The following is a 22,984-nucleotide window of genomic DNA, read 5'->3' on the forward strand; positions in this document are numbered from 1 at the left end:
CGGGGGTTTCAGCCGACGGTCGCGGCGCGGGCCTTGGCGATGAACGCGTCCAGCACCCCGTCGCCGACCAGGGCCTGCCGGACGCCCCAGGGGTTGGTGTTGCCGGTCTTGACCGCTGTCGCCTGCGTGGTCAGGGCATCCGCGGACGCGGTGAGCCGCTGGGCGGTCGCGGTGTCGCCGTGGGCCGAAGCGACGAGCGCGTCGAGCTGGTCGGCCATGGCGCCGCCCCACAGCACGGTGGCGTCCAGCCAGGGCTTGGCCTCGTCGACGAACGCGGGGACGACCCGGCCGCCGCGGATGACGGCCGCGGCGTCCTTGATCTGCTGGGCGTAGGGCCGCAGCGCGCGCGCCGCGCCGTCGCGGTCACCGGCGTCCCAGCGTTGCCAGAACGACGCCGTCTTCGCGGCGAGCGCGGGCGCCTGCGGCTGCCACGGGGTGGGCGCGGACGCCGGCGCCAGGTGCTCCAGGTCGGCGAACACCAGCATCGCCGCGCTGGCCCGCGGGTCGCCGCCGGCGAGCCGGCTGAGTGCCAGCGGCCACGAGCGGTCCGGCGAGTAGGCCGCGTCGTTCCAGGCGAAGTCCGCGACGCCGAATTCGGCGATCTCGCTGGCCGCCTCCTGGTTCATCGGGTTCGACACGATCCCGTTGAGGTACTGGGAAAGACCGGCCTCACGGTGCCCGTACGGCGCGAGCAGCAGCCGTCCGGCGGACTCCTCGTAGTCGTTCACCGGGTAGTTGTCCCAGAGGAACACCTTGCGTCCGTACAATGTGGACACCTGCTTGGCCTGCTCGTTGGTGATGCTGGACGGCACCACGGCGGTGCCGGTCCACTGCACCACCACCGACGGGTCCAGGTGCTCCCGCAGCTCGGTCTTGTACGGCGAGTCCGCGAGGTCGCTGTACTCGGTCGGCACGGTCTGCAGCGGCCGCGCCCCGTCGTGGGTCTTGATGAACTGCTCGGTGACGGTGTTGAGCAGCGCCACCTGCGCCTTGCCCGCGGCGGCCTGGCCGGGGGCGCCGTACGCCGCCTGGTCGGCGTCGCAGTTCCACCTCGTGTACGAGATGTCGTCGAAGGGCATGGAGAACGACCGGACGCCGAGGTCGTAGACCGACTGGAGTTTCGCGGTCACCGCGGCGAGGTCGGTGGGCGAGGAGAAGCAGATCGAGACGCCGGGCGAAAGCGCGTACGTGAAGTCGACGTGCTGGCTTTCGGCGGCCTGCACGAGCTGACCGAGCGTGGCCAGTTGGTCGGCCGGGTACGGGTCACGCCAGCGCGAGCGCAGGTACGCGTCGTCCTTCGCGCTGTAGACATAGGAATTCGCCTTGACCTCACTGAGGAAGCCGATCTGCCGCAGCCGGTCTGCGGTGGTCCACGGCGGTCCGTAGAACCCCTCGATAGAGCCGCGCAACGCCATGTTCGGCCAGTCCCGCACGGCGGCGCCGCTCACGGCCCAGCCCCGGCCGGACCGCACGAACAGCTGGCGCAGCGTCTGCACGCCGTAGTACTGCCCGGCCGCGTCCCGGCCGCCGACGGCCAGTTCGGCGGACTTCGGCGAGCGCAGCGCGTACCCCTCCGCCTGGTCCGGCACGGTCACGGAGCCCAGCGCGGTGACGATGTCCGGCCGGTCCGCGCCGCCGAGGCGGACCACCAGCCGGCCGTGGCCGGTGGGCTGCCCGGGCGCGACCGTGGTGATCGAGCGGGCGCCGTGCTGCTGGAGCAACGTCGTGAGCAGGTCCTTCGCCGCCGGGTCGGTGGCGCCGTCGACGACGAGCACGGCCGAGCCGGGCACCCGCACGTCCGCGGAGCCGCGCGTCAAGGACTGCGGCGTCGGCGATACCGGGGGCAGCGCGGCTGAGGGCAGTGCGGCGGAGGGGACGGCCGCGGCGGCCGGCGTCGCGCCGATGGCCAGTGACGAGGCGGTGGCGCCGGCCACGACAACGGCGGCGAGCAGATGGAGACGCATCCTGGTGGGGACAGGCATGGGAGATCCCTTGCGTTAGCCGGGCGGGGGGTAGGGGGGTAACGGGGGCACGGTGCGGTAGAGGGCGACGGTCGCCAGGTACGGGGTGGCCCGCGCCTGCGTGAGGACAATCCGGACGCGGTCGGCGGTCACCGGCGCCGGCAGCGTGACCAGGCGGGTGTAGCCGACGGTGGTCACGGTCGCGACCGTCCGCCAGGCCCCGTCGACCTCGGCCTGGACGGTGGCGCCTTCGATGTGCTGGCCGCGGCTGACGTCCTCGCCGAGGCGGATCTGGTCGAACGTCGTGGGTCCCGGCAGCGGCAGGTCGAGCGTGCCCTCCCGCGCGCCGCGGGGCGGGGACCACGAGGTGGTGAGCGCATCGTCGGTCACCGCGTCGACTCCCGGTGCCGGCCGGTCGCCCGGCCCGGGTTTCGCGAGGTTCACGGCCTGGGTCGCCGCCACCGAAGCGCCGAAGCCCGCGAGCGCGGCGCTGTCCTCGGGCGGCACGGTTCCGTCCTTGGCGGGCGGCACGTTCAGCAGCAGCGACGAGTTGCGCCCGGCCGTTCGCCGGTAGATGTCGACCAGTTGCGCCGCGGTCTTCGGCTGTTCGCTCGCGTGGAAGAACCAGCCCGGACGCAGCGAAACGTCGGACTCCGCGGGCGCCCACTGCAGGTAGCGCACGGACGGGTCGGCGAGCACCTGGCGCGAGCCGAGGTCGTCGGTGGTCGCCCCGCCGATGAACAGCTCCTCGTTGTGGGCCGTGTTCGGATCGCCGGACGTCGGCAGCGGGCTCCACTCCGTCTCCCGCGCCTGGCCGGACTCGTTGCCGACCCAGCGGACGCCGGCGGGACCGGCGAAGGTGACCGTGTCCGGCGAGAGGGCGTGGATCATCCGGAACCACGTGGTGAAGTCGTAGTCCTCGCTGATCCCGTTGTCCCGCCAGGGGTTCGCGCCGTCGAGCCACAGCTCGTCGATCGGCCCGTACTGGGTGAACAGCTCGTACAGCTGGTTGAGGTAGTAGCTGTTGTAGTCGTCCTCGCGGACGGTGAACCGGGGCAGCCGGCCGGCCGCGAGCGCGGCGGCGCGGTCGTCACCCGGCACCAGGCTCGGGACGGTGCGCTCGGTGACCGCGCTGCCCGAGCCGTACCGGCCCTGTCCCGACGGGGCGAAGGCGCGGTCCTCGTAGGTCGCCTGCTCCTCGATCGACAGCTGCTGCCCGGCGGCGACCTTCGCCTCGATCCGCTGGACTTCCTTGGCGAAGAACGACGCGGGCAGCTCGGCGCCGTCCGCGGGGGAGAGGTAAACGCCGACCTTCAGCCCGGCCGCGCGGGCGGAGTCCACGTAGTCGCGCAGGAGGTCGCCGCGCGGGTTGGCGCAGCCGGTGGCGCGGACCTGCCAGAAGGCCGACGGGTCCTGCGTCCTGGCCTGCTGCGCGGCGGTGCGCGCCGGGTCGTCCCCGGCACAGCCCTGGATCCACCACGGGCTGGCGATCACCGAGTGGTTCGAATAGCGGGTCGGGTAGAGCACAAAACCGTCGTGGTGCTTGACGGTCAGCATCACCTGCGTGATGCCGGCCGCCTTCATCGAGCGCATCCACTGGTCCGTGCCGGCCCGCTGCGGCGCGAACGTCGACTCCCGCTCGGCGCCCGAGCCCCACTCCCGGTCGGTGAAGGTGTTCATGCCGAAGTGCGTGAACCCGGTGACCGGCCGCTGCTGCCACGCCAGCTGCCCCGCGCGCGGCACGACGGCGGCGGCCTTGGCCAGGATCCGGTCCATGCCGTCGCACGGCTGCACGGGGATGATGGCGGCGGGCCGGATCGAGCCGGTGCACCCAGCCGGGGTGGCCGCGGCCGGTGGGCTGCTCAGCCCGAGCGCGGCCAGCGCCAGCACGCTCAGAACCAGCGGCCCTCGGCGCGTCGAGATCGGCATCGGCCCCTCCTGACGGTCCCCGCAGCCCCGTGCCTGGTGAATCTTTCGCACACTAGGTCGGGAATCCGTCGGATGTCTAGACCTGAGTGGCTGAGACCGGCGACCGTCGCCCGGATGCCGATCGGTGGATCGATTCCGTTCGCTGGTCAGGTTTTCGCCGGTGGGGTCAGCGCTGCGGCAGACGGGTGACGATCAGCCCTCGGAACCGGCATTGGTCAGATCACCGACGCTCACCGTCCACTGTGGACGGGACGGCGCCGTCGCCAGGCGTCGGCGAGCGCGGGGGAGTGGTAGCCGGTGTCGGCCGGGTTCAGGTCGGTGCCCGGCGCCACGATCTCGTCGATGCGGTCGAGCACGGCCTCGTCGAGGGTCACGTCGGCCGCGCCCAGCTGGCTGTCCAGGTGCGCCAGGGTGCGGGGCCCGATCACGGCCGAGGTGACGGCCGGGTGCCGCACCACGAACGCCAGCGCCAGGTGGATCAGCGGCAGCCCGGCCTCGTCCGCCAGCTCGGCCAGCGCGGTGGCGGCGTCGAGCTTGGCCTGGTTGCCGGGCACGGACAGGTCGTAGTGGGCGTGGGTGGTCGGGTGCGGCATCTTCTCTGTGCGCCGGCTGGTCAGCTCGGCCGCCCCGGTGCGCCACCGGCCGGAAAGCCACCCGCCCGCCAGCGGGCTCCAGGCCAGCACCCCCAGCTTGTGCTCGGCGCAGGTGGGCAGGACCTCGTTCTCGACGCTGCGCGTCAGCAGCGAGTACGGCGGCTGCTCGCACACGAACCGCTCGCGGCCCCGGCGCTCGGCGGTCCACTGCGCCTGCACGATCGCCGCGGGCGGGAACGTCGACGAGCCGAGGTACCGGACCTTTCCCTGGCGCACCAGGTCGGTCAGCGCGCCGAGCGTCTCGTCGACGGCGGTGTCCGGATCGGGCCGGTGCACCTGGTACAGGTCGAGGTAGTCGGTGCCCAGCCGGCGCAGGCTGTCCTCGCAGGCGCGCAGGATCCAGCGCCGCGAGCTGCCCCGCTCGTTGGGGTCCGCGCCCATCGGGGAGTTCACCTTGGTGGCCAGCACGACGGAGTCGCGGCGCCCGGCCAGTGCCTTGCCGACGATCCGTTCCGACTCTCCGTTGGAGTAGACGTCGGCGGTGTCGACGAAGTTGATCCCCGCGGCCAGCGCCGCGTGCACGATCCGGGTCGAGTCTTCGTGATCGGGGTTGCCCCACGCGCCGAGCATCATCGTGCCCAGGCACAGGGGGCTGACCTTGACGCCGGTGGCGCCCAGGTTCCGGTAGTCCATCGGGTTCCGCTCGCTTTCGCCGGGGATTGGTCCCCCGATCGCACCAGCGGCGGCCCCGGACCGGTAGGCACATCGTGGCGCCGTTTGGCACGATCGTCGCGACCTTGCCGGGATCGTGCCGCCGGACTCTGCTGTCGGGATGGCGCCTTGCCGCGGCGCCCGGCGCCGTGCTTGGCTCATCGAGTGGATCTCCTCGACGAGCTGCGGGAGCTGATCACGCGGCACACGGGGCGCGGCACGTTGCGCAAGCGGCGGATCACGGACGACGCGTCGGTCACCTTCGCCAGCGAGCGCACGGAACCGATCGCGGTGATGTCCGAGCCTTCGCTCGCCGTGGTGGGCCAGGGCGTCAAGCGCACGGTGCTCAACGGCACGCCGTACGACTACCGCGCGGGCCAGTACGTCGTCGTCCCGGTCGACCTGCCGGTGATCGGCCAGGCCATGGCGGCGAGCCCGGCCGAGCCGCTGCTCGTGTTCAGCCTGACGCTCCGGCCCGCGCTCATCGCGTCGCTGCTGCTCGAGACGGCCGCCGCCCCGCCCGCGCCCGCGTTCGGCGGCCTGGTGATCGGCGACGCGACCGCGGACCTGCTGGACCCGGTCGTCCGGCTGCTGCGCGCCGCCGGGAACCCTGACGACCTCCGCGTGCTCGGGCCCGGCCTGGCGCGGGAGATCCACTGGCGGCTGCTCACCGGCGAGCAGGGCGGGCTGGTGCGCCGGATCGGCCTCGCCGACGGCGGCCTCGCGCACGTGGCCCGCGCGATCCGCTGGCTGCGGGAGCACTACGACGAGCCCGTGCACGTCGCCGACCTCGCGCGGCTCGCGGGGATGAGCGCGTCGACCTTCCACCGGCATTTCCGCGCCACCACGTCGATGACGCCGATCCAGTTCCAGAAGCAGATCCGCCTGCAGGAGGCCCGCGCGCGGCTGGCGGCCCGGCCGCGCAGCATGGCGGAGGTCGGCCACCTCGTCGGCTACGACAGCCAGTCCCAGTTCACGCGGGAGTACCGCCGGGCGTTCGGCCTCACCCCCGGCCGCGACGCCGTGCGGATGCGGACCGGCTCCTGACCGCCCGCGCACGATCAGGTGAGGCGGCGCACCTGGCGTGGCCGCGGACTTCAAAACCGAGTAATACTGGGTATTGAAATCCGGTCGTCCGTTCCCAGGGAGTTGCTTCGTGCGGGTGAGGAACCGGCGGCTGCTGACCGCCGCGGTGGCCGTGGTCGTCGCCGTGGGCGTGCCGTTCCTGGTCAACGCCGTTTCGGTGCAGCCCGGCGCGGCGATCGTGAAGGCGCTGTTCGAGCTGAAGCCCGCGGTGAACCCGCCGCCGGGGTACGGCGAGCTGGCGGCGAAGGTGTCGGCGGTCCGCGACGTCGCGGTGCCGGTCGACGGCGCCCCGGAGGCGAAGCTCGACGTCTACGCCCCGAAGGAGCGCTCCGGCGCGCCGCTGCCGATGATCCTGTGGATCCACGGCGGCGGGTTCATCTCGGGCAGCAAGGAAGCGGTCGGCGACTACGCGGTGATGCTCGCGGCGAACGGTTACGTCGTGGCCAGCCTTGACTACTCGCTCGCCCCCGGAACCCGTTACCCCGCACCGGTTCAGCAGGCCAACGCGGCGCTGCGGCAGCTCGCGGCCCACGCCGGCGAGTACGGCGGGGACCCGGCGAAGGTGTTCGTGGGCGGCGACTCCGCGGGCGCCCAGATCGCGAGCCAGACCGCCGCGCTCGTCACGAATCCCGCGCTGGCCTCGGCCATGCGGCTCACGCCCGGGCTGCCGGCCGCGTCCCTGCGCGGCGCGCTGCTGTTCTGCGGGCTGTACGACATGAAAACGGTCGGCGACAGCGGGTTCCCGGCCCTGCAGACGTTCACCTGGTCCTACCTGGGCCGCCGGGACTGGCCGGACGACCCGCGGCTGCCGCAGCTCTCGGCCACGGGTCAGGTGACGAATGCGTACCCGGCCACCCTGCTCACGGTGGGCGACCAGGATCCGTTCGAAGGACAGGGGCACGAGATGGTCACCGCGCTCCAGCGCGCCGGCGTCGAGGTGCGGAGCCGGTTCTACACCGGCGCCGGGCTCGGCCACGAGTACCAGTTCGACTTCTCCCACCCCGAGTCGAACGAGTTCTTCCGGATGACACTGGACTTCCTCACCGAGCGGAGTGCGGCGTGAGTGTGGGCCGAGTGCTGGCGTATGTCGCGTTGGTCCTCGGGGTCGTGATCGTCGCCGCGGTGATCTACGGGCTGCTGGTCTTCTTCAGCGTGTGACCGCGCGACATCGATGTCAGCGTGGCCGATTCTTGTCTCCCTTGTCTTCTTGACCTGCTCGCGGGCGGCGGCGGAAGCTTCCTGGCAACGTTGTCAGTCGTCGGTGCCGACGCCTCGCCAGAGGGCCGCGGCCGGGCGGCTGCCGCTGAGCGAACGGAGCCCCCATGGCGCACGACCACGGCGACGGACCGGACCCGGAACAGACGGAGCCGGCTGAGCCCGCGCTGTCCCGCCGGCACGTCCTGTCCGCCGGAACCGGTCTGCTGGCCGGGTTCGGGCTGGCGGCCGTGCTGCCCGGCGTCGCCTTGGCCGCCACGGCGCCCACCGCGGTCACGGGCGCCGACGGCCTGGCGGCGGGCGGCTCCGGCGCGACCGACCTCGCCCTGTTCCGCCCGGTCCAGGTGTCCTCGACCGACTACGCCGCCACCCCGGCCGAGTTCGCGGTGGACGGCCTCGCGCAGGTCGGCGTGGCCGGCTCCGGCTGGCGCGCCGCGCCGGGCGGCGGGCCGTGGATCATCGTCGACCTGCAGGGGAGCTGCCAGATCAGCTCGGTGGTGCTGACCTTCGAGGCCCGGCCCGGTGACCCGGCCTTCGATGAGACCGGCACCCGGACCAACACCAAGGGCACCGAGATCCTGTCGAGTTACGCGGTCGCGCTCGACCTCGACGTCTCCACCGACGGGAAGTCCTGGCGCACGGTCCACCACACCGATTCCGGCACCGGGGGAGTGCTGACGGTGCCGCTGGCCCCCGCCGTCACCGCGCGCTGGGTGCGGCTGTCGGCGTCCCGCCTATCCACGACCAACCCGTTGGGGCTCAACGGTTTCCAGGTTTACGGCAGCAGCCGCGACGCGCGTCCGGCGGTGCACGGCTGGACCAGCTGGCCGGTGCGCGACCGGGACGACCCGCCCGCGCTGAGCGTGGCGGCCGACGGCACCGTACCGCTCGAATCGGGCTGGTCCCTCACCATGCAGGACTGGGCGCCCAGCGCCGACGGCGCGGTGCTGTCGGGTCCCGATGTCGACACCCGCGGCTGGCTGCCCGCCACGGTGCCGGGCACGGTGCTGGCCTCGCTGGTCGAGCAGGGACAGCTGCCGGACCCGGTGGCGGGGATGGGCACCCTGCACGTGCCGGAGGCGCTGTCCCGGCACGCCTGGTGGTACCGGCGCCGGTTCGCCGTGCCACGCGGCCTGGACACCGGCGCGGGCCGGCACGTGTGGCTGGAGTTCGACGGGGTCAACCACGAGGCCGACATCTGGCTCAACGGCACCCACGCCGGGAACCTGGCCCACCCCTTCGGCCGGGCGGCGCTGGACGTCACCGGGGCGCTGCGACGCTCCGGCGACCAGGCGCTGGCGGTGAAGATCTCGCCGATGCCGTACCCGGGCAGCCCCGGCGACAAGGGGCCGGCCGGTCAGTCCTTTGTGGACGCGGGCACGACGATGTTCGCCAATTCGCCGACCTACCTCGCGGTGTCCGGCTGGGACTGGATGCCCGCCGTCCGCGACCGCGCGTCGGGCATCTGGAACCACGTCCGCCTGCGCTCCACCGGCGCCGCGGTGCTCGGCGACGCCCGCGTGGACACCGTGCTGCCGGACCTTCCGGGCACCGGCACCGCCGAGGTCACGATCTCGGTGCCGGTGCGCAACGCCGGCGGGGCCGCCCAGCGGGTGCAGGTCACCGCGGAGTTCGACGGCGTCCGGGTGAGCACCGCCGTCACCGTCGCGGCCGGCCAGGAGACCGTCGCCGTGTTCGCCCCGGCCGCGTTCCCGCAGCTGCGGCTGAAGAACCCGAAACTGTGGTGGCCCAACGGCTACGGCGACCCGGCCCTGCACGACCTCACCCTGACCGCGAAGATCGGCCAGGCGGTCAGCGACCGGAAGACGCTGCAGTTCGGCCTCCGACAGATCGGCTATCAATACGACCAGCCGATCGTGATCACCGACGGCCGGGCCGAGCAGAAGGTCGACGTCGGCGCGCAGAACGCCCGCTACGTCCGGATGCAGGGCGGCCAGCGCGCCACCGGCTGGGGCTTCTCGCTGTGGACACTGTCCGTTGTGGACAGCAAGACGCCGGGCACCGACCTCGCGCGGGGCAAGACCGCGACCTCGTCCTCGTTGGCCGACGGGAACCCGCCCGCCAACGCCGTGGACGGCGACCCGCAGACCCGCTGGACCTCGGCGTACCAGGACGGCGAGTGGATCCAGGTCGACCTCGGCGCCGCGACCGCGTTCGACCAGGTGGTGCTGACCTGGGAGACCGCCTACGCCGCGACGTTCAAGATCCAGGTCTCCCCGGACGGGACGACCTGGACCGACGCCGCTTCGGTCGACAACTCGGCCAAGCCGCTGACCATTCTCGTCAACGGGGTCAAGGTCTTCATCCGCGGCGGCAGCTGGGGCTGGGACGAGCTGCTGCGCCGGATGCCGGCCGAGCGGATGGATGCGGTCGTCGCGATGCACCGCGACATGAACTTCACCCTGATCCGCAACTGGGTCGGCTCGTCCTACCGCGAGGAGCTGTTCGCCGCCTGCGACCGGTACGGCATCCTGCTGTGGAACGAGTTCTGGGACGGCTGGTCCACCGACCCGGCCAACCACGACGTCTACCTGGCGCAGGCCGAGGACACCGTGCTGCGCTACCGCCACCACGCGTGCGCCACGATCTGGTTCGGCTGCAACGAGGGCAACCCGCCGACCGTGATCGACCAGGCGCTGCGCGACATCGTCACGCGTAACACCGACTTGCTGTACCAGAGCAACTCCGCGGGCGGCGTGATCACCGGTGACGGCCCGTACCGCTGGCTCGACCCGAAGCAGTACTTCACCGGCGAGGCGACCGGCGGGAAATCCGGCTTCTGGAGCGAGATCGGCCTGCCGACGGTGTCGGTGGCGGAGAGCATGCGCAACCTGGTCGGGAAGGACGACCCGGGCTGGCCGATCGACGCGCCGTGGTTCCTGCACGACTGGTCCGCGAACGGGAACCAGTCGCCGCAGACCTATCTGGCCGCGATCGACGCCCGGCTCGCGCCGTCGACGAGCCTCGAGGAGTTCTCCCGCAAGGCACAGTTCGTCAACTACGAGAGCATGCGCGCGATCTTCGAGGCGTGGAATTCCAAGCTGTGGAACGACGCCACCGGTGTGCTGCTGTGGATGTCGCATCCCGCGTGGCACAGCACGGTCTGGCAGACCTACGACTACGACCTCGACGTCAACGGCAGCTACTACGGCTCGCGCAAGGGCTGCGAGGCCCGCCACGTCCAGGCCGACCTCTCGACGTGGCAGGTGATCGCGGTCAACCACACGCCGGGCGCGCTGACCGGGGCGACCGTCACCGCGCAGCTGCACGGCCTCGACGGGCAGAGCCTGGGCGCGCCGTCGGTGCGGAAGGTCGACGTCGCCCCGATTTCGACGGCTCCGGCGTTCACCGTGCCGTTCGGCGCCGACCAGCCCGCGCTGCACCTGCTGCGGCTGACCATGACCGACGCCGGCGGCGCGGTGACCTCGGAGAACACCTACTGGCGCTATCGCACGGACACGGCGATGCAGGGCCTCAACCAGCTCGCCCGGACCCGGCTTTCGGCCGACCTGCGGGCGACCGGCCGGGGCGGCTACACCACGACCGTCCGCAACACCGGCCGGACGGCCGCCGCGATGGTCCGGCTGTCACTGCGGGAGCGCAATGGGACGGACCGGGTGCTGCCGACCCTGTACGGCGACAACTACTTCTGGCTGCTGCCAGGGGAAAGCCGCACGATCACCGTCGACCCGCGCCGCCCGGTCGACCACCCGCGGCTGCGGGTCGAGGCCTACAACGTGCCGTCACAGCTGGTTTGAAGTGTTTACTGGGGCAGCGTGCCTCCGGTGAGCAGGGCCGTGATGCTCTGGGGCGAGCCGTCGCCGAACATGAGTTCGTGGAGTTCGGCGCCGTCGGCGGCGGCCGCGGCGCTGCGGGGGAACATGGCCCGCTCGTACTCGGCGAGGGCGGCCTCGGGGTCGTCCGGGTGCGCGGCCAGTGCCTGGCCGAGTTCGGCCCCGTCGAGCATGGCGAGGTTGGCGCCCTCGCCGTTCGGCGGCGCGAGGTGCGCGGCGTCGCCGACCAGGGTCACCCCCGCCGCGCGCTCCCACCGGTGCTCGATCGGCAGCGTGTAGAGGGGGCGCAGGATCGGCGCGACGTCGGTTTCGGTGATCAGCGCGGTGACTTCCGGGGCCCAGCCGTCGAATTCCCGCGCGATCCGGGCGATGGCCGCGGCGGTGTCGGTGAAGTCGATGCCGGCGAACCAGTCCAGCGGCTTGGTGAGCGCCACGTAGGTGTGCAGGGTGTCGCCGCGCTCGCGGTGGGCCATGATCCCCGTGCCCGGTGCGGGCGCCATCAGTGACCCGCCGCCGGCCGCTTTCGCCGCGGCGGGATGACGGGTGTCGGAGTCGAACAGGTAGGTCTCGACGTAGGACATGCCGCTGTACTCGGGGACGGCGTCCGACAGCAGCGGCCGGACGCGGGACCACGCGCCGTCCGCGCCGACGAGCAGGCTCGTGGTGACCGTGGTGCCGTTGGCGAAGGTCACTTCGTGACGGCCCTCACTGAGGGCGCGCACGCCGCTGACCTTGTGGTCCCACCGGACGGTGCCGGCCGGGAGCGAGTCGAGCAGGGTCTGCCGCAGCTCGCCGCGTTGCACCTCGGGCCGCCCGCCGCTGTCGTCGTCGGGTTCGTCGAGCAGGACGGTCCCGTCCGGGCTGAGGACCCGCGTCGCCTGGCGGCCCTCCAGGATCAGGCTGCGGAATTCGCCGGTCAGGCCGGCCGCCGCGAGAGCCGGCTGGCCGTTGTCTTCGTGGATGTCGAGCATCCCGCCCTGCGAGCGCGCCTTCGGTGAGGGCTCCGCCTCGTAGACGGTGACCGGGATGTCGTGGACGTGCAGAACGCGGGCCAGGACGAGGCCGCCGAGCCCGGCGCCGATGATCGTGACTGGGGTCTTCATGGTGGGCTCCTCAAGGTCTATGGAATGTCGTTCCAGAACCCATGATGGAGCGCCGTTCCAATCCTGTCAAGCCGCGAGTGCCCGGGGCAAAGGCCGTCAAGGCCTCCTTACCCGCGTAGCACGCGGGTAAGGAGGCCTTGACGGACTCTCTCGTCCGTGGGGCAGGGCCGGTGTCAGCCGGCGAAGGCCGCGGCGCCCGGCACCGCGGCCAGCAGCTGCCGGGTGTAGGGATCGGCGGGCGCGGTGAGGACCTCGTCCACCGGGCCCTGCTCGACGACCCGGCCGTCCTTCATCACCAGCACGTCGTGGGCCAGCGAGCGGACCACGGCGAGGTCGTGCGAGATGAACAGGTAGCTCAGCCCCAGCTCCCGCTGCAGCGAGGAGAGCAGGCCGAGGATCTGGTCCTGCACCAGGACGTCCAGCGCGGACACCGCCTCGTCGCACACGACCAGGCGCGGGCCGGGCGCCAGCGCGCGGGCGATCGCGACCCGCTGGCGCTGCCCGCCGGACAGCTCGTTCGGGTACCGCTGCGCGAGCGCGGCCGGCAGCGCGACCTGGTCCAGCAGCTCCGCCACCCGCACCCGCCGCGAGGCGCGGTCGCCGACGCCGAAGGTGCGCAACGGCTCGGTGACGATCCGCTCGACCGTCCACATCGGATCGAGCGAGGCGTACGGGTCCTGGAACACCGGCTGCATGGCCCGCCGCGCCGCCCGCAGCCGCGCGCCGCGCAGCCCGGCCACCTCGGCGCCGTCGAGCCGGATCCGGCCGCCGGTCGCGGGCACCAGGCCCAGCACCATCCGCGCGGTGGTGGTCTTGCCCGAACCGGACTCGCCGACGATCGCGGTGGTGCGCCCACGCTCGACGGTGAACGACACGTCGTCCACCGCGCGCAGCACCCCGCCACGGCCCCGGACCCGGTATTCCTTGGACACGTGCTCCACTTCGAGCACCGTCTCCGGCACCGAGGCCACCGAGGCCACTGACGACGCTGACGACGCCGCGATGTTCTTGGCCGCGGTGCTCTTGGGAGCACCGAGCGACGGCGCGGCGGCCACCAGCCGTCGGGTGTAGTCCTCCCGCGGCGCGGTCAGGACCTGCCGCGCGGGGCCGGTTTCCACGATCTCGCCCTCGGACATCACCACGACCCGGTCGGCCCGGTCCGCCGCCAGGCCCAGGTCGTGGGTGACCAGCAGCAGCGCCGTGCCCAGCTCGCGGGTCAGCTCGTCGAGGTGGTCGAGGATCTGCCGCTGCACGGTGACGTCGAGCGCGGACGTCGGCTCGTCGGCGATCAGCAGGTCCGGCCGGCAGGCGAGGCCGATCGCGATCAGCACGCGCTGGCGCATGCCGCCGGAGAACTCGTGCGGGTACTGCCGCGCCCGGCGGGCCGGCTCGTTCAGCCCGGCCTGCCCGAGCAGCTCCACGGCCCGCGCCCAGGCCTCCCGGCGTCCGCAGATCCGGTGCGCCACCAGGGTTTCCGCGACCTGGCGGCCGACCCGCGAAACCGGGTTGAGGTTCGACATCGGGTCCTGCGGCACCAGCCCGACCTCGCGCCCGCGCAGCCGCCGCAGCCGGTTCTCGCCGGCGTGCGTGATGTCCTCGCCACGCCAGCGGATCGTGCCGCCGGTGACGTGGCCGGACCCGGGCAGCAGGCCCATCACCGCGTGCGCGGTGGTGGACTTCCCGGAGCCGGACTGGCCGACGACGGCGACGCGCTCGCCCGGCGCCACGCTCAGGCTCACCCCGCGCACCGCGGGAGTGTCCCCGAAGGACACTTCGAGGTCGTTGATCTCCAGCAGCGGTTCGGTCATCGCGGTCCCCTTCACCGGCTGGTCTTCGGGTCGAGCGCGTCGCGCAGGGCGTCGCCGAACAGGTTGAAGCCCAGGCAGATCACGGCGAGCGCGATGCCGGGGAAGATGCCGGGCCACGGCGTGCGGAACAGGTACTGCTGGGCGTCCGACAGCATGATGCCCAGGCTCGGGTCGGGCGGCTGGATGCCCAGGCCGAGGAACGACAGGATCGCCTCGCCCAGCACCGCCGCCGGCATGATCACGGTGGCCTGCACGATGATCACCGACAGCGCGTTCGGCAGCACGTGCTGGCCGAGGATCCGCCACGGCCCGGCGTGCATCGTGTGCGCGGCCAGCACGAAGTCGGTTTCCTTGAGCCGCAACGTGTCCGCCCGCACCACCCGGACCATGGTCGGGATCTGCGCGATGCCCAGCGCGACCGCCGCGTTGGCCAGCCCGCCGCCGTTGATCGCGGCCAGGCCGACGGCGAGGATCAGGAACGGGAAGGCCAGCATCAGGTCCGCCAGCCGGGAGACGATCGCGTCCAGCCACCGCCAGTACCCCGACAGCAACCCGAGCGGTACGCCGACGACCACCGCGAGCAGCACCGACAGCGCGCCGACTTCGAGCGAGGCGCGGGTCCCGTAGAGCACGCGGGACAGGATGTCGCGGCCGAGGTCGTCGGTGCCCAGCCCGAAGCCGACGGTGCCGGGCTGCTGGAACGGCGTCGAGAAGTGCACCTCGGCCGGCGCGTACGGCGCCAGCAGCGGCGCGAACACCCCGGCGACCAGCACGATCAGCAGCAGCACCCCGCCGGCCACGCCCATCGGGTTCCGCACCAGCCGGCCCAGCGTGCGCCCGCGGACCCGGGCCAGGGGAGCGGGGGTGCCGGCGTCGATCGTCATCGGGTCCTCCCGGAGATGCGCATACGTGGGTCGATGACGGTGTAGAGGAAGTCGACGACCAGGTTGATCACGATGTAGGCGCAGGTGATCACCAGGACCACGGCCTGGATCACCGGGTAGTCGCGGGTGAACACCGAGTCGAGGGTGAGCTTCCCGATGCCGGGCAGGCTGAAGATCCGCTCGGTCACCACCGCGCCCGCGATCAGCCCGCCGAGCTGGAGCCCGACGATGGTGGTGACCACGATGAGGCTGTTGCGCAGCGCGTAACGGAAGACCACCGCGCCCCGGCCGAGGCCCTTCGCCCGCGCGGTGCGGACGAAGTCGGCGGTCAGCGTCTCCACCATCGACGAGCGCGTCTGGCGCTGCACCACCGCGGCGTGTGCGAGGCCGAGGATCACCGCGGGCAGCGTGAGGTAGTAGAGCCCGCGTAACGGCTGTTCGAACGGCGAAACGTAGCCGGAGGCCGGGAACCAGCCCAGCTGGACCGACAAATAGAGCACGGCGAGGATGCCGAGCCAGAACGTCGGGATCGACAGGGCGAGCAGCGAGAAGCCGTTCGCGGCCCATTCCGGCCAGCGGCCGCGCGACACCGCCGCGACGACACCCCCGGCCATGCCCGCGAGCACCGCGATGACCATCGCGAACACCGCGAGCTGCACGGTCACCGGCAGCGTCGCGCCGATCATCTCGCGCACCGGCGTCCCGGTCCGGACGGACTTGCCGAAGTCGCCGGTCAGCGCGCGGGTGACGAACTTGAAGTACTGCACGGGCAGCGGGTCGTCCAGGCCGAGCTGGGCGCGCACCGCCGCGATGGCCGCGGGGTCGGCCTCCTCGCCCGCCATCGCCGTCGCCGGGTCGCCGGGCAGCGCCCGCACCCCGAGGAACACCACGACCGACGCGAGCACCAGCGTCAGCGCGGACTGCCAGAGACGGTGGAACAGGTGGCGCAGCACGGCTCAGCCCTCCTGGTTCAGCAGGTACGCGGCCTTGCCGAGCCGCACCACGCCGTCGGAGTACACCTCGACGCCCGCGACCCGCGTGGACCGCACGGTCAGGTTGCGCAGGCGGTAGGTGTAGACGATCGGGTTCTGCTGCTGGATCAGCTGCACGGCCTGCCCGTACAGCGCGGCGCGGGCCTTGACGTCGATGCTGCGCGAGGCGGCGCCGAGCAGGTTGTCCAATGTGGACGAGTTGAACCCGCCGTAGTTGCCGCCCGCGCCGGTGGAGAGGAACCGGGCGGTGTTGGCGTCCGGGTCGATGCGGCCGGACCAGCCGAGCATCAGCGCCTCGAACGTGCCGCGCTTCTGCACGTCCAGCAGCGTCGAGTACTCGACCGGCACGATCTTCAGGTCGAACCCGCCCTCGGCGACGCTCGCCTGCAGCGCCTGCGCGTACCGGAGCTGGTCCTGGGCGTTTGAGACCTGCATCGAGACGGGGTAGGGGATGGGCACCCCAGCCTCGTGCAGGAGTTGACGGGCCTTCGCGGGATCGAAGGCGGGACAGGCGTTCGCGGCGGCCGAGGCGTACGGCGTCTGCGGCGCGACGGGGGAGCAGGCCGGGTCGAACCAGTTGTTGAACACCGTGTCCACCAGTGTCTGCCGGTCGATCGCGAGGGAGAACGCCAGGCGGACACGCGGGTCCTTCGCGAGCGGCGTGTCGATCGGCTTGGTGGGCTTGCCGACGCCGTCGACGTTGCCGGTGTTGAGCGTGACGCCCTGGTAGCCCAGCGACGGCGCCTGCAGCACCTTGAGGCCGGGGTCCTTGGCCAGCGCGTCCACGTCCTGGGGCGAGATGGTGTCGGCGACCTGGACGTCGCCGGAGCGCAGGTTCGCGGCGCGGATGTTGGCGTCGGACATGATCCGGTAGGTGATCTTGTCCAGGTGCACGTTCTTCGCGTCGTAGTAGAGCGGGTCGCGGGTCACGGTGATCGAGGTCTGCGGCACGCGCTCGACGAACTTGAACGGCCCGACGCACACCGGGTGGTCGCCGAAGCCGTCGCCCTCCTTCGCCAGTGCGGCGGGCGACATGATCATGCCCGCGCGGTCGGCGAGCGCGGCGGTGATCGGCGCGAACGGGCGTTTGTAGTGCAGCACCACGTGGCTCGCGTCGGGTGCCTCGATGCTCTTGACCGGTCCCATTTCGCTGGCGCGCTGGGAAGTCTTGAGCGTGAGGTGCCGCTGCAGGCTGGTCGCGACCGCCTTCGCGTCGAACGGCGTGCCGTCGGCGAACACGATCCCGGTGCGGACTCCGATGGTGACGGTGAGGCCGTCGGGGGAGACCGTGGGCAGCGCGGTCGCCAGCTGCGGGACGACGGCGCTGCTCGAGTCGATGTCGTAGAGCTTCTCGCAGATCGTGCTCATCACGTAGCGCGTGTAGAGCGAACTGGACGTGGTCGGGTCGAGGCGGTCGGGCTCGGAGGACAGGCCCATCACCAGCTCGCCCCCGTCCGCCACCCGCTGGTCGCCGACCGGGGTGCCGAAGTCGTTGTGGTGCTCGCTGCGACCGCTCACGTGCTGCACGGGCACGCAGGCCGTCAGCGTCGCCGCCACCAGCACGGCTAGTGCCGCGTAAAAGGACCGGGGGGACATGGCGAACAAACTACGGCGGTTTTTCCCCGACGTCGTTTCCCTGGCGTTAATCCGTGTTAATATTGTTATGAGTTTAAATGGCAGGAAAAACAGCGGGCCGGGGATTTCGGTCCGCTGTTTCCCGAGACGGTTCCGTCATTATCGGCCGGCGGCGTATCCCTGCATTCCGCGGGGGTTGGCCGCGCCCGAGAGCACGCCGGTCTCCGGGTCGCGCGCGACGGCGCACAGCCGTCCCTCGGACCAGGATTCTCCCACGGTGACAAGGTGTCCGCGGTTTTCCAGCGAGGCGATCACGTCGGCGCCGACCCGCGATTCCACGGTCACCCCGCCGGGCACCATGGCGCGCGGGTAGAACGAACTCGGGAAGCTGTCGGTGTGCCAGTTCGGCGCGTCGATAGCGCCCTGCAGGTCGAGTCCGCCGCGCACATTTTCGCGCAGTGCGACGGCGAGCAGGAAATGCGTGCTCCACTGGTCCTGCTGATCACCGCCGGGGGTGCCGAACGCCATTACCGGGACGCCGTCGCGAAGGGCCAGCGAAGGTGTCAGCGTGGTGCGCGGGCGCTTGCCGGGGCCGAGCGAGTTGGGCAGGCCCGGGTCGAGCCAGGCCATCTGCAGCCGGGTGCCGAGCGGGAAGCCGAGCTCCGGGATCACCGGGTTGGACTGCAGCCAGCCGCCGCTGGGCGTCGCCGCGATCATGTTGCCCCACCGGTCGACCACGTCGACATGACAGGTGTCGCCGCGGGTCGCGCCGTCCTTGGCGACGGTCGGCTCACCCGCGCCCACCGGCGTGACGACGGCGCCGCCGGCCTCGACGTACTCCACGTGCCGGGCCAGCCGCGGCTCCCGGCCGTCCGGCCGTCCCGGGCGCAGCTCGTGCGACGCCCGATCGCCGATCAGCCGGCGGCGGTTTTCGTTGTACTGCGGGGAAAGCAGGGTCTCCAGCGAGACGTCCGAGCTGTCGCCGTACCACGCCTCACGGTCGGCCATCACGAGCTTCGTGCCCTCGATGAGCGTGTGGTAGTAGTCCGGCGTGGCGTAATCCAGCTCTCCGGGCAGGAGCGCGAGCTGCTGCAGGAGCACCGGGCCCTGGCTCCACAGGCCCGCTTTGGCGATGGTCCAGCCGTTCCAGGTGTGCGTGACCGGGTCCTCGTACGTCGCCTCGTAGGTCGCGAGGTCCTGGCCGGTGAGGGTGCCGGCGTGCCGCTCGCCGGAGGTGTCCATGGTGGGCTTCGCGGAGAACGCGGCGATCGCCTCGCCGATGAACCCCTCCCGCCAGACCTTGCGCGCCGCGTCGATCTGCGTCTCACGGCCCGGCCCCGCCGCCTCGGCCTCGGCGAGCACCCGGCGCCAGGTGGCCGCCAGGGCGGGGTTCTTCAGCAGCGCGCCCGCCGCGGGCGCCTTGCCGTCGCGCAGGTAGACGGCGGCCGAGCTGGTCCACTCGGTCTCGAACAGCTCGCGCACGGCCTCGACCGTGGCGCCGACGCGCTCGACCGCGGGGTGCCCGTTCTCGGCGTACCCGATCGCGTAGTCCAGCACCGTGCGCAGCGGCTTGGTGCCGTGGTCGCGCAGCAGGAGCAGCCAGGCGTCGAACGCGCCCGGGATCGCGGCGGCCAGCGGGCCGGTGCCGGGCACCAGGTCCAGCCCGAGCGAGGTGTAGTGCTCGATGGTCGCCCCGGCGGGCGCGGGGCCCTGTCCACAGAGGACCTTCGGCGCGCCGCCCGCGGGGGCGACGATCATCGGCACGTCGCCGCCGGGGCCGTTCAGGTGCGGCTCGACCACGTGCAGCACGAAGGCGGCGGCGGTGGCCGCGTCGTAGGCGTTGCCGCCGTCCTCGAGGACCGCCATCGCGGTGGCCGAGGCGAGCCAGTGGGTGGACGAGACCATGCCGAAGGTGCCCTGCAGGGTGGGACGCGTCTGGAACATCCCTGCATCGTCGCGCGTGAGGAGGGTGTACGTCCAAGACATGTGGGACACCATTCCGATAGCGTGATGCTATGGAACGACGCCAGCTGGAGTATTTCGTCGCGATCGTCGAGCACGGCGGGTTCACCCATGCCGCGAAGGCGTTGCGGGTGGCGCAGCCCTCGTTGTCGCGCGCGATCGCCAAGCTCGAGCACGAGCTGGACGTCGAACTGTTCCACCGGGTGGGCCGCAACGCGGTGCTCTCCAGCGCGGGCGAGCTGATGGCCGACCGGGCCCGGCTGGTGCTGCGCGACCTCGACGCCCTGCGAGCGGCGGCCCGCGCGGTCGGCGACGGCCTGGTCGGGCGGGTCGACGTCGCGGCCACCTCGTCCTCGGCGCTGGAACCGGTGATCAGCATCATCGCCGAGCTGCGGGAACGGCATCCCGGCGTGCTGGTGAGCACGTCCTCGGCCCTGTCTGCGGCCGAGGTGGTGGCGATGGTCCTGCAGGGCCGGTGCGAGGCCGGGGTGTGCGGCAGTGCCGAGCGGCCGTCGGGCCAGGGGCTCGTCGCGCACCACTTGCGGGACGAGGAGTTCCTGCTGGTCGCGCCGCCTGGCACGCGCATCGGTGGGGGTGGCGCTGCGGGTGGCGCCGGGGTTGGTGGGGGCGGTGCGCAGGCTGGTGGCGGCGAGCAGGCGGGCGGTGGCGGCGCGTTGGGAGGCTCGGATGGCACCGTGGCGTGGGATGACCTCAAAGGCATGCGGTTCGTGGTGTCCAAGCCGCCCACCGCGGTGCGCGCGCTGTTCGACCGGCTGGCCGCGAGCGTCGGCGACCTGGCCATCGCGGCCGAGGTGGGGGACCGCAGCGTGGTCCTGCCGATGGTGCTGCGCGGGATCGGCGCCGGCCTGATGCCCGACGGCTGGGCGGACCTGGCCCGCCGGGCGGGCGCCGAGGTCTACCGCTTCTCCCCGCCGGAGCGGCTGCCGCAGTGGCTCCTGCACCGCTCGGGCCCGATCACCGCGGCGACCCAGGCGTTCCTCGACACCACACTGGCCCGGCCCGCCTGACCACGCTCGCCTGACCCCGCGCCTGACTCGGCCCGGCCTGACTCGGCCCGGCCTCCCGCCCCGTCGGGCCAAGCGCCGTCAAGGCCTCCTTACCCGCGTCCAGCGCGGGTAAGGAGGCCTTGACGGACTCCAACCCAGCGCGGCGTCGTGACACTGTGGACATACCGCCGTTCAGCGGAGCGGAAGCCGGAATCACAGCTTCCATTGGCCTACGACGGAAGTCGCGTTCTTCCTTTACCGACCATCGTCGGGTACCGGGTAATCACTCACAGCCGAGACAGTGAGCGCGTCCTTCACCGTCCCCGTCACCGCGAGCCCGGCCCGCGGTTGGAGGTAGATCCCCAGTGCGTAAAGCCCGTGTCGCCGCGGTTCTGTCCGGAGTGGTCCTGTCGTCGCTGGCCGCGGCCGGGACGTCGGTCGCCGCCCAGCCGTACATCATCGACGGCGGCAACGCCGACTCGCTGCACGGCGCCGCCCGGATGTTCGCCGGTGGCCAGGAACTCTGCTCGGCGACGATCATCGCGCCGGACTGGATCCTCACCGCGCGCCACTGTACCCAGGGCGCCGACGGCCAGCAGATCAGCTTCCACGTCGGCAGCCTCGACCAGACCCAGGGCACCACGGTGAACGCGACCGAGGTGCACGAGTCGACCGACGCGGACATCTCGCTGGTGAAGATCGACCAGCAGGTGCAGACCGACTACGCGCCGCTGGGCAGCGAGGGCGACGTCAAGGTCGGGGACGAGGCCCAGGTCTACGGCTGGGGCGCCACCTGCACGGACAAGCCGGAGATCGAGTGCCAGTCGCAGCAGCTGAAGGTGGCCAAGGTGTCCGTCACCTCCATCGACTGCCCCGACGGCGCGGCGGGCACCTCGGTCTGCGCGAACCGCGGCGACGGCATCACCGCCGGCGGTGACTCCGGCGGCCCCATGTACGCCAACGGAAAGCAGGTCGGCGTCGCCTCGACGAGCGACCGCCAGTCCTACACCGCCTACATCAACGTCACCCTCTACCGCGACTGGATCTCCTCGGTCGCGGGCGTCTGAGTCACCTTCGCCAGTGCCGGTGTCGGGCTTCCCGGCACCGGCACTGGTGTGTTTCCCGGACGGACTCCTCGGTTACGGTCGTGCGGTCCGGACGAGTCGATCTTGAGGAGGACCGGGAAACGTGACCGAACCCGCCGTCCCGTTGCGTGTGCTGTTCTGCATCGGGGTCAACCAGAACTTCTTCGACCTGCCCACCGACGGCATCGGCGTCGTGTGGCAGGCCTTCTCCACCATGCTGGGCGACCTCGCCGCGCTGGACGGGGTCACCGTGCTCGGCACGATCGACGACGACCAGCACATGGTCGGCCCGTCGGCGTCGTGGCCGTGGACCTGTTACGTGCTGGCCGACGTCGCCGGCCAGCCGACCGTGGTGCGGGCGTGCAACCTGTTCCGCACCACCCCGGTCGGCGAGCACGCGCTCTGGCGGTACATGCGGATCGAGGCGCGGATGGGCCGTGAGCTGACCATCCCGGCCGCCGTGACCTTGCCCGACGGCGCGGCGGGGGACCGGTGACGGCGTCGCGGGTCGCGGTCGTGACGGGCGCCGCGCGCGGGCTCGGCCGCGTGATCGCCGGGCGGCTGCACGAGCAGGGGTACCGCGTCGTGCTGACCGACCGGACGGACGAGGCGGTGCGTCACGCCGCGGGCGAACTCGACCCCGGCGGCGCCACCGCGCTGGCGCTCCCGCTCGACGTGCGGGACAAGGCGGCGTTCGAACGCGCCCGCGACGAGACGCACCACCGCTGGGGCCGGATCGACGTGCTGGTCAACAACGCGGGAATGTCCACAGTGGAGCCACTGATGGAGATCAGCCCGGAGAGCTTCTCCGCCGTGGTGTCGGCCAACCTCGACGGCGCGTTCCTCGGCAGCCAGGTCTTCGGCGCGTACTTCGCCGAACAGGGGGCCGGCCGCATCGTCAACGTCGCCTCGCTGGCCGGGCAGAACGGCGGGACCGCCACCGGCGCGCACTACGCCGCGGCGAAGGGCGGCGTCGCCACGCTGACCAAGGTGTTCGCCCGGGAACTGGCGGGGCGCGGGGTCACGGTGAACGCCGTGGCGCCCGGCCCGCTCGACCTACCGGTGGTGCACGAGTCCGTGCCCCCGGACCGGCTCGCGGAGATCAAGCGCTCGATTCCCGTCGGCACGCTGGGCTCGCCGCTGTTCGTGGCCGACATGGTGGCGCTGCTCGCGGCGGAGCACGCCGGCTTCGTGACCGGCGCCTGCTGGGACGTCAACGGCGGCCTGTACCCGCGCTGACGCGTGATCAACTGCTCGT

The 22,984-nt window shown here is 72.1% G+C and carries 16 protein-coding genes; 7 read left to right on the top strand and 9 right to left on the bottom strand.

The genetic code is table 11. The features are described 5' to 3' along the window. Nucleotides 1-8: 8 nt before the first annotated feature. The 3 genes from OG943_RS06165 to OG943_RS06175 form a co-directional block, all read right to left on the bottom strand. Nucleotides 9-1,982: a beta-N-acetylhexosaminidase family protein gene (locus OG943_RS06165; protein ID WP_328608708.1), complete on the bottom strand. Its 1,974-nt coding sequence runs from the start codon at nucleotides 1,980-1,982 to the stop codon at nucleotides 9-11. A 15-nt stretch (nucleotides 1,983-1,997) separates the two neighbouring features. Beyond that, nucleotides 1,998-3,890 (bottom strand): alpha-L-fucosidase, encoded by a 1,893-nt coding sequence (locus tag OG943_RS06170; protein ID WP_328608709.1) that lies wholly within the window; start codon nucleotides 3,888-3,890, stop codon nucleotides 1,998-2,000. Nucleotides 3,891-4,120: 230 nt separating this feature from the next. After that, nucleotides 4,121-5,176 carry an aldo/keto reductase gene (locus OG943_RS06175; protein WP_328608710.1) on the bottom strand — a complete coding sequence of 352 codons (1,056 nt, stop codon included), beginning with the start codon at nucleotides 5,174-5,176 and terminating at the stop codon, nucleotides 4,121-4,123. Nucleotides 5,177-5,359: 183 nt separating this feature from the next. On the opposite strand from OG943_RS06175, the gene OG943_RS06180 reads away from it, so the two are divergent. The 3 genes from OG943_RS06180 (at nucleotide 5,360) to OG943_RS06190 (ending at nucleotide 11,274) form a co-directional block, all read left to right on the top strand. After that, nucleotides 5,360-6,241 (top strand): AraC family transcriptional regulator, encoded by an 882-nt coding sequence (locus OG943_RS06180; RefSeq protein WP_328608711.1) that lies wholly within the window; start codon nucleotides 5,360-5,362, stop codon nucleotides 6,239-6,241. 109 nt (nucleotides 6,242-6,350) lie between these two features. Beyond that, the gene (locus OG943_RS06185) at nucleotides 6,351-7,343 is read left to right on the top strand and encodes an alpha/beta hydrolase (RefSeq protein WP_328608712.1); all 993 of its coding nucleotides are present in this window, start codon (nucleotides 6,351-6,353) and stop codon (nucleotides 7,341-7,343) included. Nucleotides 7,344-7,602: 259 nt separating this feature from the next. After that, nucleotides 7,603-11,274, top strand: a complete 3,672-nt coding sequence (locus OG943_RS06190) for a discoidin domain-containing protein (protein WP_328608713.1) — start codon at nucleotides 7,603-7,605, stop codon at nucleotides 11,272-11,274. Between the two features lie 5 nt (nucleotides 11,275-11,279). On the opposite strand, the gene OG943_RS06195 is transcribed toward OG943_RS06190, so the two are convergent. The 6 genes from OG943_RS06195 to OG943_RS06220 all read right to left on the bottom strand — a co-directional run bounded on the left by OG943_RS06195 (nucleotide 11,280) and on the right by OG943_RS06220 (nucleotide 19,616). Continuing rightward, nucleotides 11,280-12,413 carry an FAD-dependent oxidoreductase gene (locus OG943_RS06195; RefSeq protein ID WP_328608714.1) on the bottom strand — a complete coding sequence of 378 codons (1,134 nt, stop codon included), beginning with the start codon at nucleotides 12,411-12,413 and terminating at the stop codon, nucleotides 11,280-11,282. Nucleotides 12,414-12,586: 173 nt separating this feature from the next. Next, a complete protein-coding gene (locus OG943_RS06200) occupies nucleotides 12,587-14,221 on the bottom strand; it encodes an ABC transporter ATP-binding protein (protein ID WP_328608715.1) in 1,635 nt (544 codons plus the stop codon). Nucleotides 14,222-14,232: 11 nt separating this feature from the next. Beyond that, nucleotides 14,233-15,105 (bottom strand): ABC transporter permease, encoded by an 873-nt coding sequence (locus OG943_RS06205; protein ID WP_328608716.1) that lies wholly within the window; start codon nucleotides 15,103-15,105, stop codon nucleotides 14,233-14,235. Beyond that, nucleotides 15,102-16,058, bottom strand: a complete 957-nt coding sequence (locus tag OG943_RS06210; RefSeq protein WP_328608717.1) for an ABC transporter permease — start codon at nucleotides 16,056-16,058, stop codon at nucleotides 15,102-15,104. The genes OG943_RS06205 and OG943_RS06210 overlap by 4 nt, the downstream gene beginning before the upstream one ends. Nucleotides 16,059-16,061: 3 nt before the next feature. Next, nucleotides 16,062-17,693 carry an ABC transporter substrate-binding protein gene (locus OG943_RS06215; RefSeq protein WP_328608718.1) on the bottom strand — a complete coding sequence of 544 codons (1,632 nt, stop codon included), beginning with the start codon at nucleotides 17,691-17,693 and terminating at the stop codon, nucleotides 16,062-16,064. Between the two features lie 138 nt (nucleotides 17,694-17,831). Then, the gene (locus OG943_RS06220) at nucleotides 17,832-19,616 is read right to left on the bottom strand and encodes a gamma-glutamyltransferase family protein (RefSeq protein ID WP_328608719.1); all 1,785 of its coding nucleotides are present in this window, start codon (nucleotides 19,614-19,616) and stop codon (nucleotides 17,832-17,834) included. Nucleotides 19,617-19,687: 71 nt separating this feature from the next. Here OG943_RS06220 and OG943_RS06225 point away from each other — a divergent pair, with 71 nt between their 5' ends. The 4 genes from OG943_RS06225 (at nucleotide 19,688) to OG943_RS06240 (ending at nucleotide 22,965) form a co-directional block, all read left to right on the top strand. Then, nucleotides 19,688-20,662, top strand: a complete 975-nt coding sequence (locus tag OG943_RS06225; protein WP_328608720.1) for a LysR family transcriptional regulator — start codon at nucleotides 19,688-19,690, stop codon at nucleotides 20,660-20,662. A gap of 344 nt (nucleotides 20,663-21,006) precedes the next feature. Then, entirely contained in the window at nucleotides 21,007-21,708 is a 702-nt protein-coding gene (locus OG943_RS06230; protein ID WP_328608721.1) for a S1 family peptidase, read from the top strand. A 121-nt stretch (nucleotides 21,709-21,829) separates the two neighbouring features. After that, nucleotides 21,830-22,222 (top strand): hypothetical protein, encoded by a 393-nt coding sequence (locus OG943_RS06235; RefSeq protein ID WP_328608722.1) that lies wholly within the window; start codon nucleotides 21,830-21,832, stop codon nucleotides 22,220-22,222. After that, nucleotides 22,219-22,965 (top strand): SDR family NAD(P)-dependent oxidoreductase, encoded by a 747-nt coding sequence (locus OG943_RS06240; protein ID WP_328608723.1) that lies wholly within the window; start codon nucleotides 22,219-22,221, stop codon nucleotides 22,963-22,965. The genes OG943_RS06235 and OG943_RS06240 overlap by 4 nt, the downstream gene beginning before the upstream one ends. The last annotated feature ends 19 nt before the right edge of the window (nucleotides 22,966-22,984 follow it).

This window comes from Amycolatopsis sp. NBC_00345 (assembly GCF_036116635.1).
Lineage (GTDB): Bacteria > Actinomycetota > Actinomycetes > Mycobacteriales > Pseudonocardiaceae > Amycolatopsis.

Coding starts and splice junctions, on each gene's coding strand:
- OG943_RS06190 (WP_328608713.1), top strand. CDS start 7,603: ATGGCGCACGACCACGGCGACGGACCGGACCCGGAACAGACGGAGCCG.
- OG943_RS06165 (WP_328608708.1), bottom strand. CDS start 1,982: ATGCCTGTCCCCACCAGGATGCGTCTCCATCTGCTCGCCGCCGTTGTC.
- OG943_RS06170 (WP_328608709.1), bottom strand. CDS start 3,890: ATGCCGATCTCGACGCGCCGAGGGCCGCTGGTTCTGAGCGTGCTGGCG.
- OG943_RS06205 (WP_328608716.1), bottom strand. CDS start 15,105: ATGACGATCGACGCCGGCACCCCCGCTCCCCTGGCCCGGGTCCGCGGG.
- OG943_RS06225 (WP_328608720.1), top strand. CDS start 19,688: ATGGAACGACGCCAGCTGGAGTATTTCGTCGCGATCGTCGAGCACGGC.
- OG943_RS06220 (WP_328608719.1), bottom strand. CDS start 19,616: ATGTTCCAGACGCGTCCCACCCTGCAGGGCACCTTCGGCATGGTCTCG.
- OG943_RS06215 (WP_328608718.1), bottom strand. CDS start 17,693: ATGTCCCCCCGGTCCTTTTACGCGGCACTAGCCGTGCTGGTGGCGGCG.
- OG943_RS06195 (WP_328608714.1), bottom strand. CDS start 12,413: ATGAAGACCCCAGTCACGATCATCGGCGCCGGGCTCGGCGGCCTCGTC.
- OG943_RS06200 (WP_328608715.1), bottom strand. CDS start 14,221: ATGACCGAACCGCTGCTGGAGATCAACGACCTCGAAGTGTCCTTCGGG.
- OG943_RS06175 (WP_328608710.1), bottom strand. CDS start 5,176: ATGGACTACCGGAACCTGGGCGCCACCGGCGTCAAGGTCAGCCCCCTG.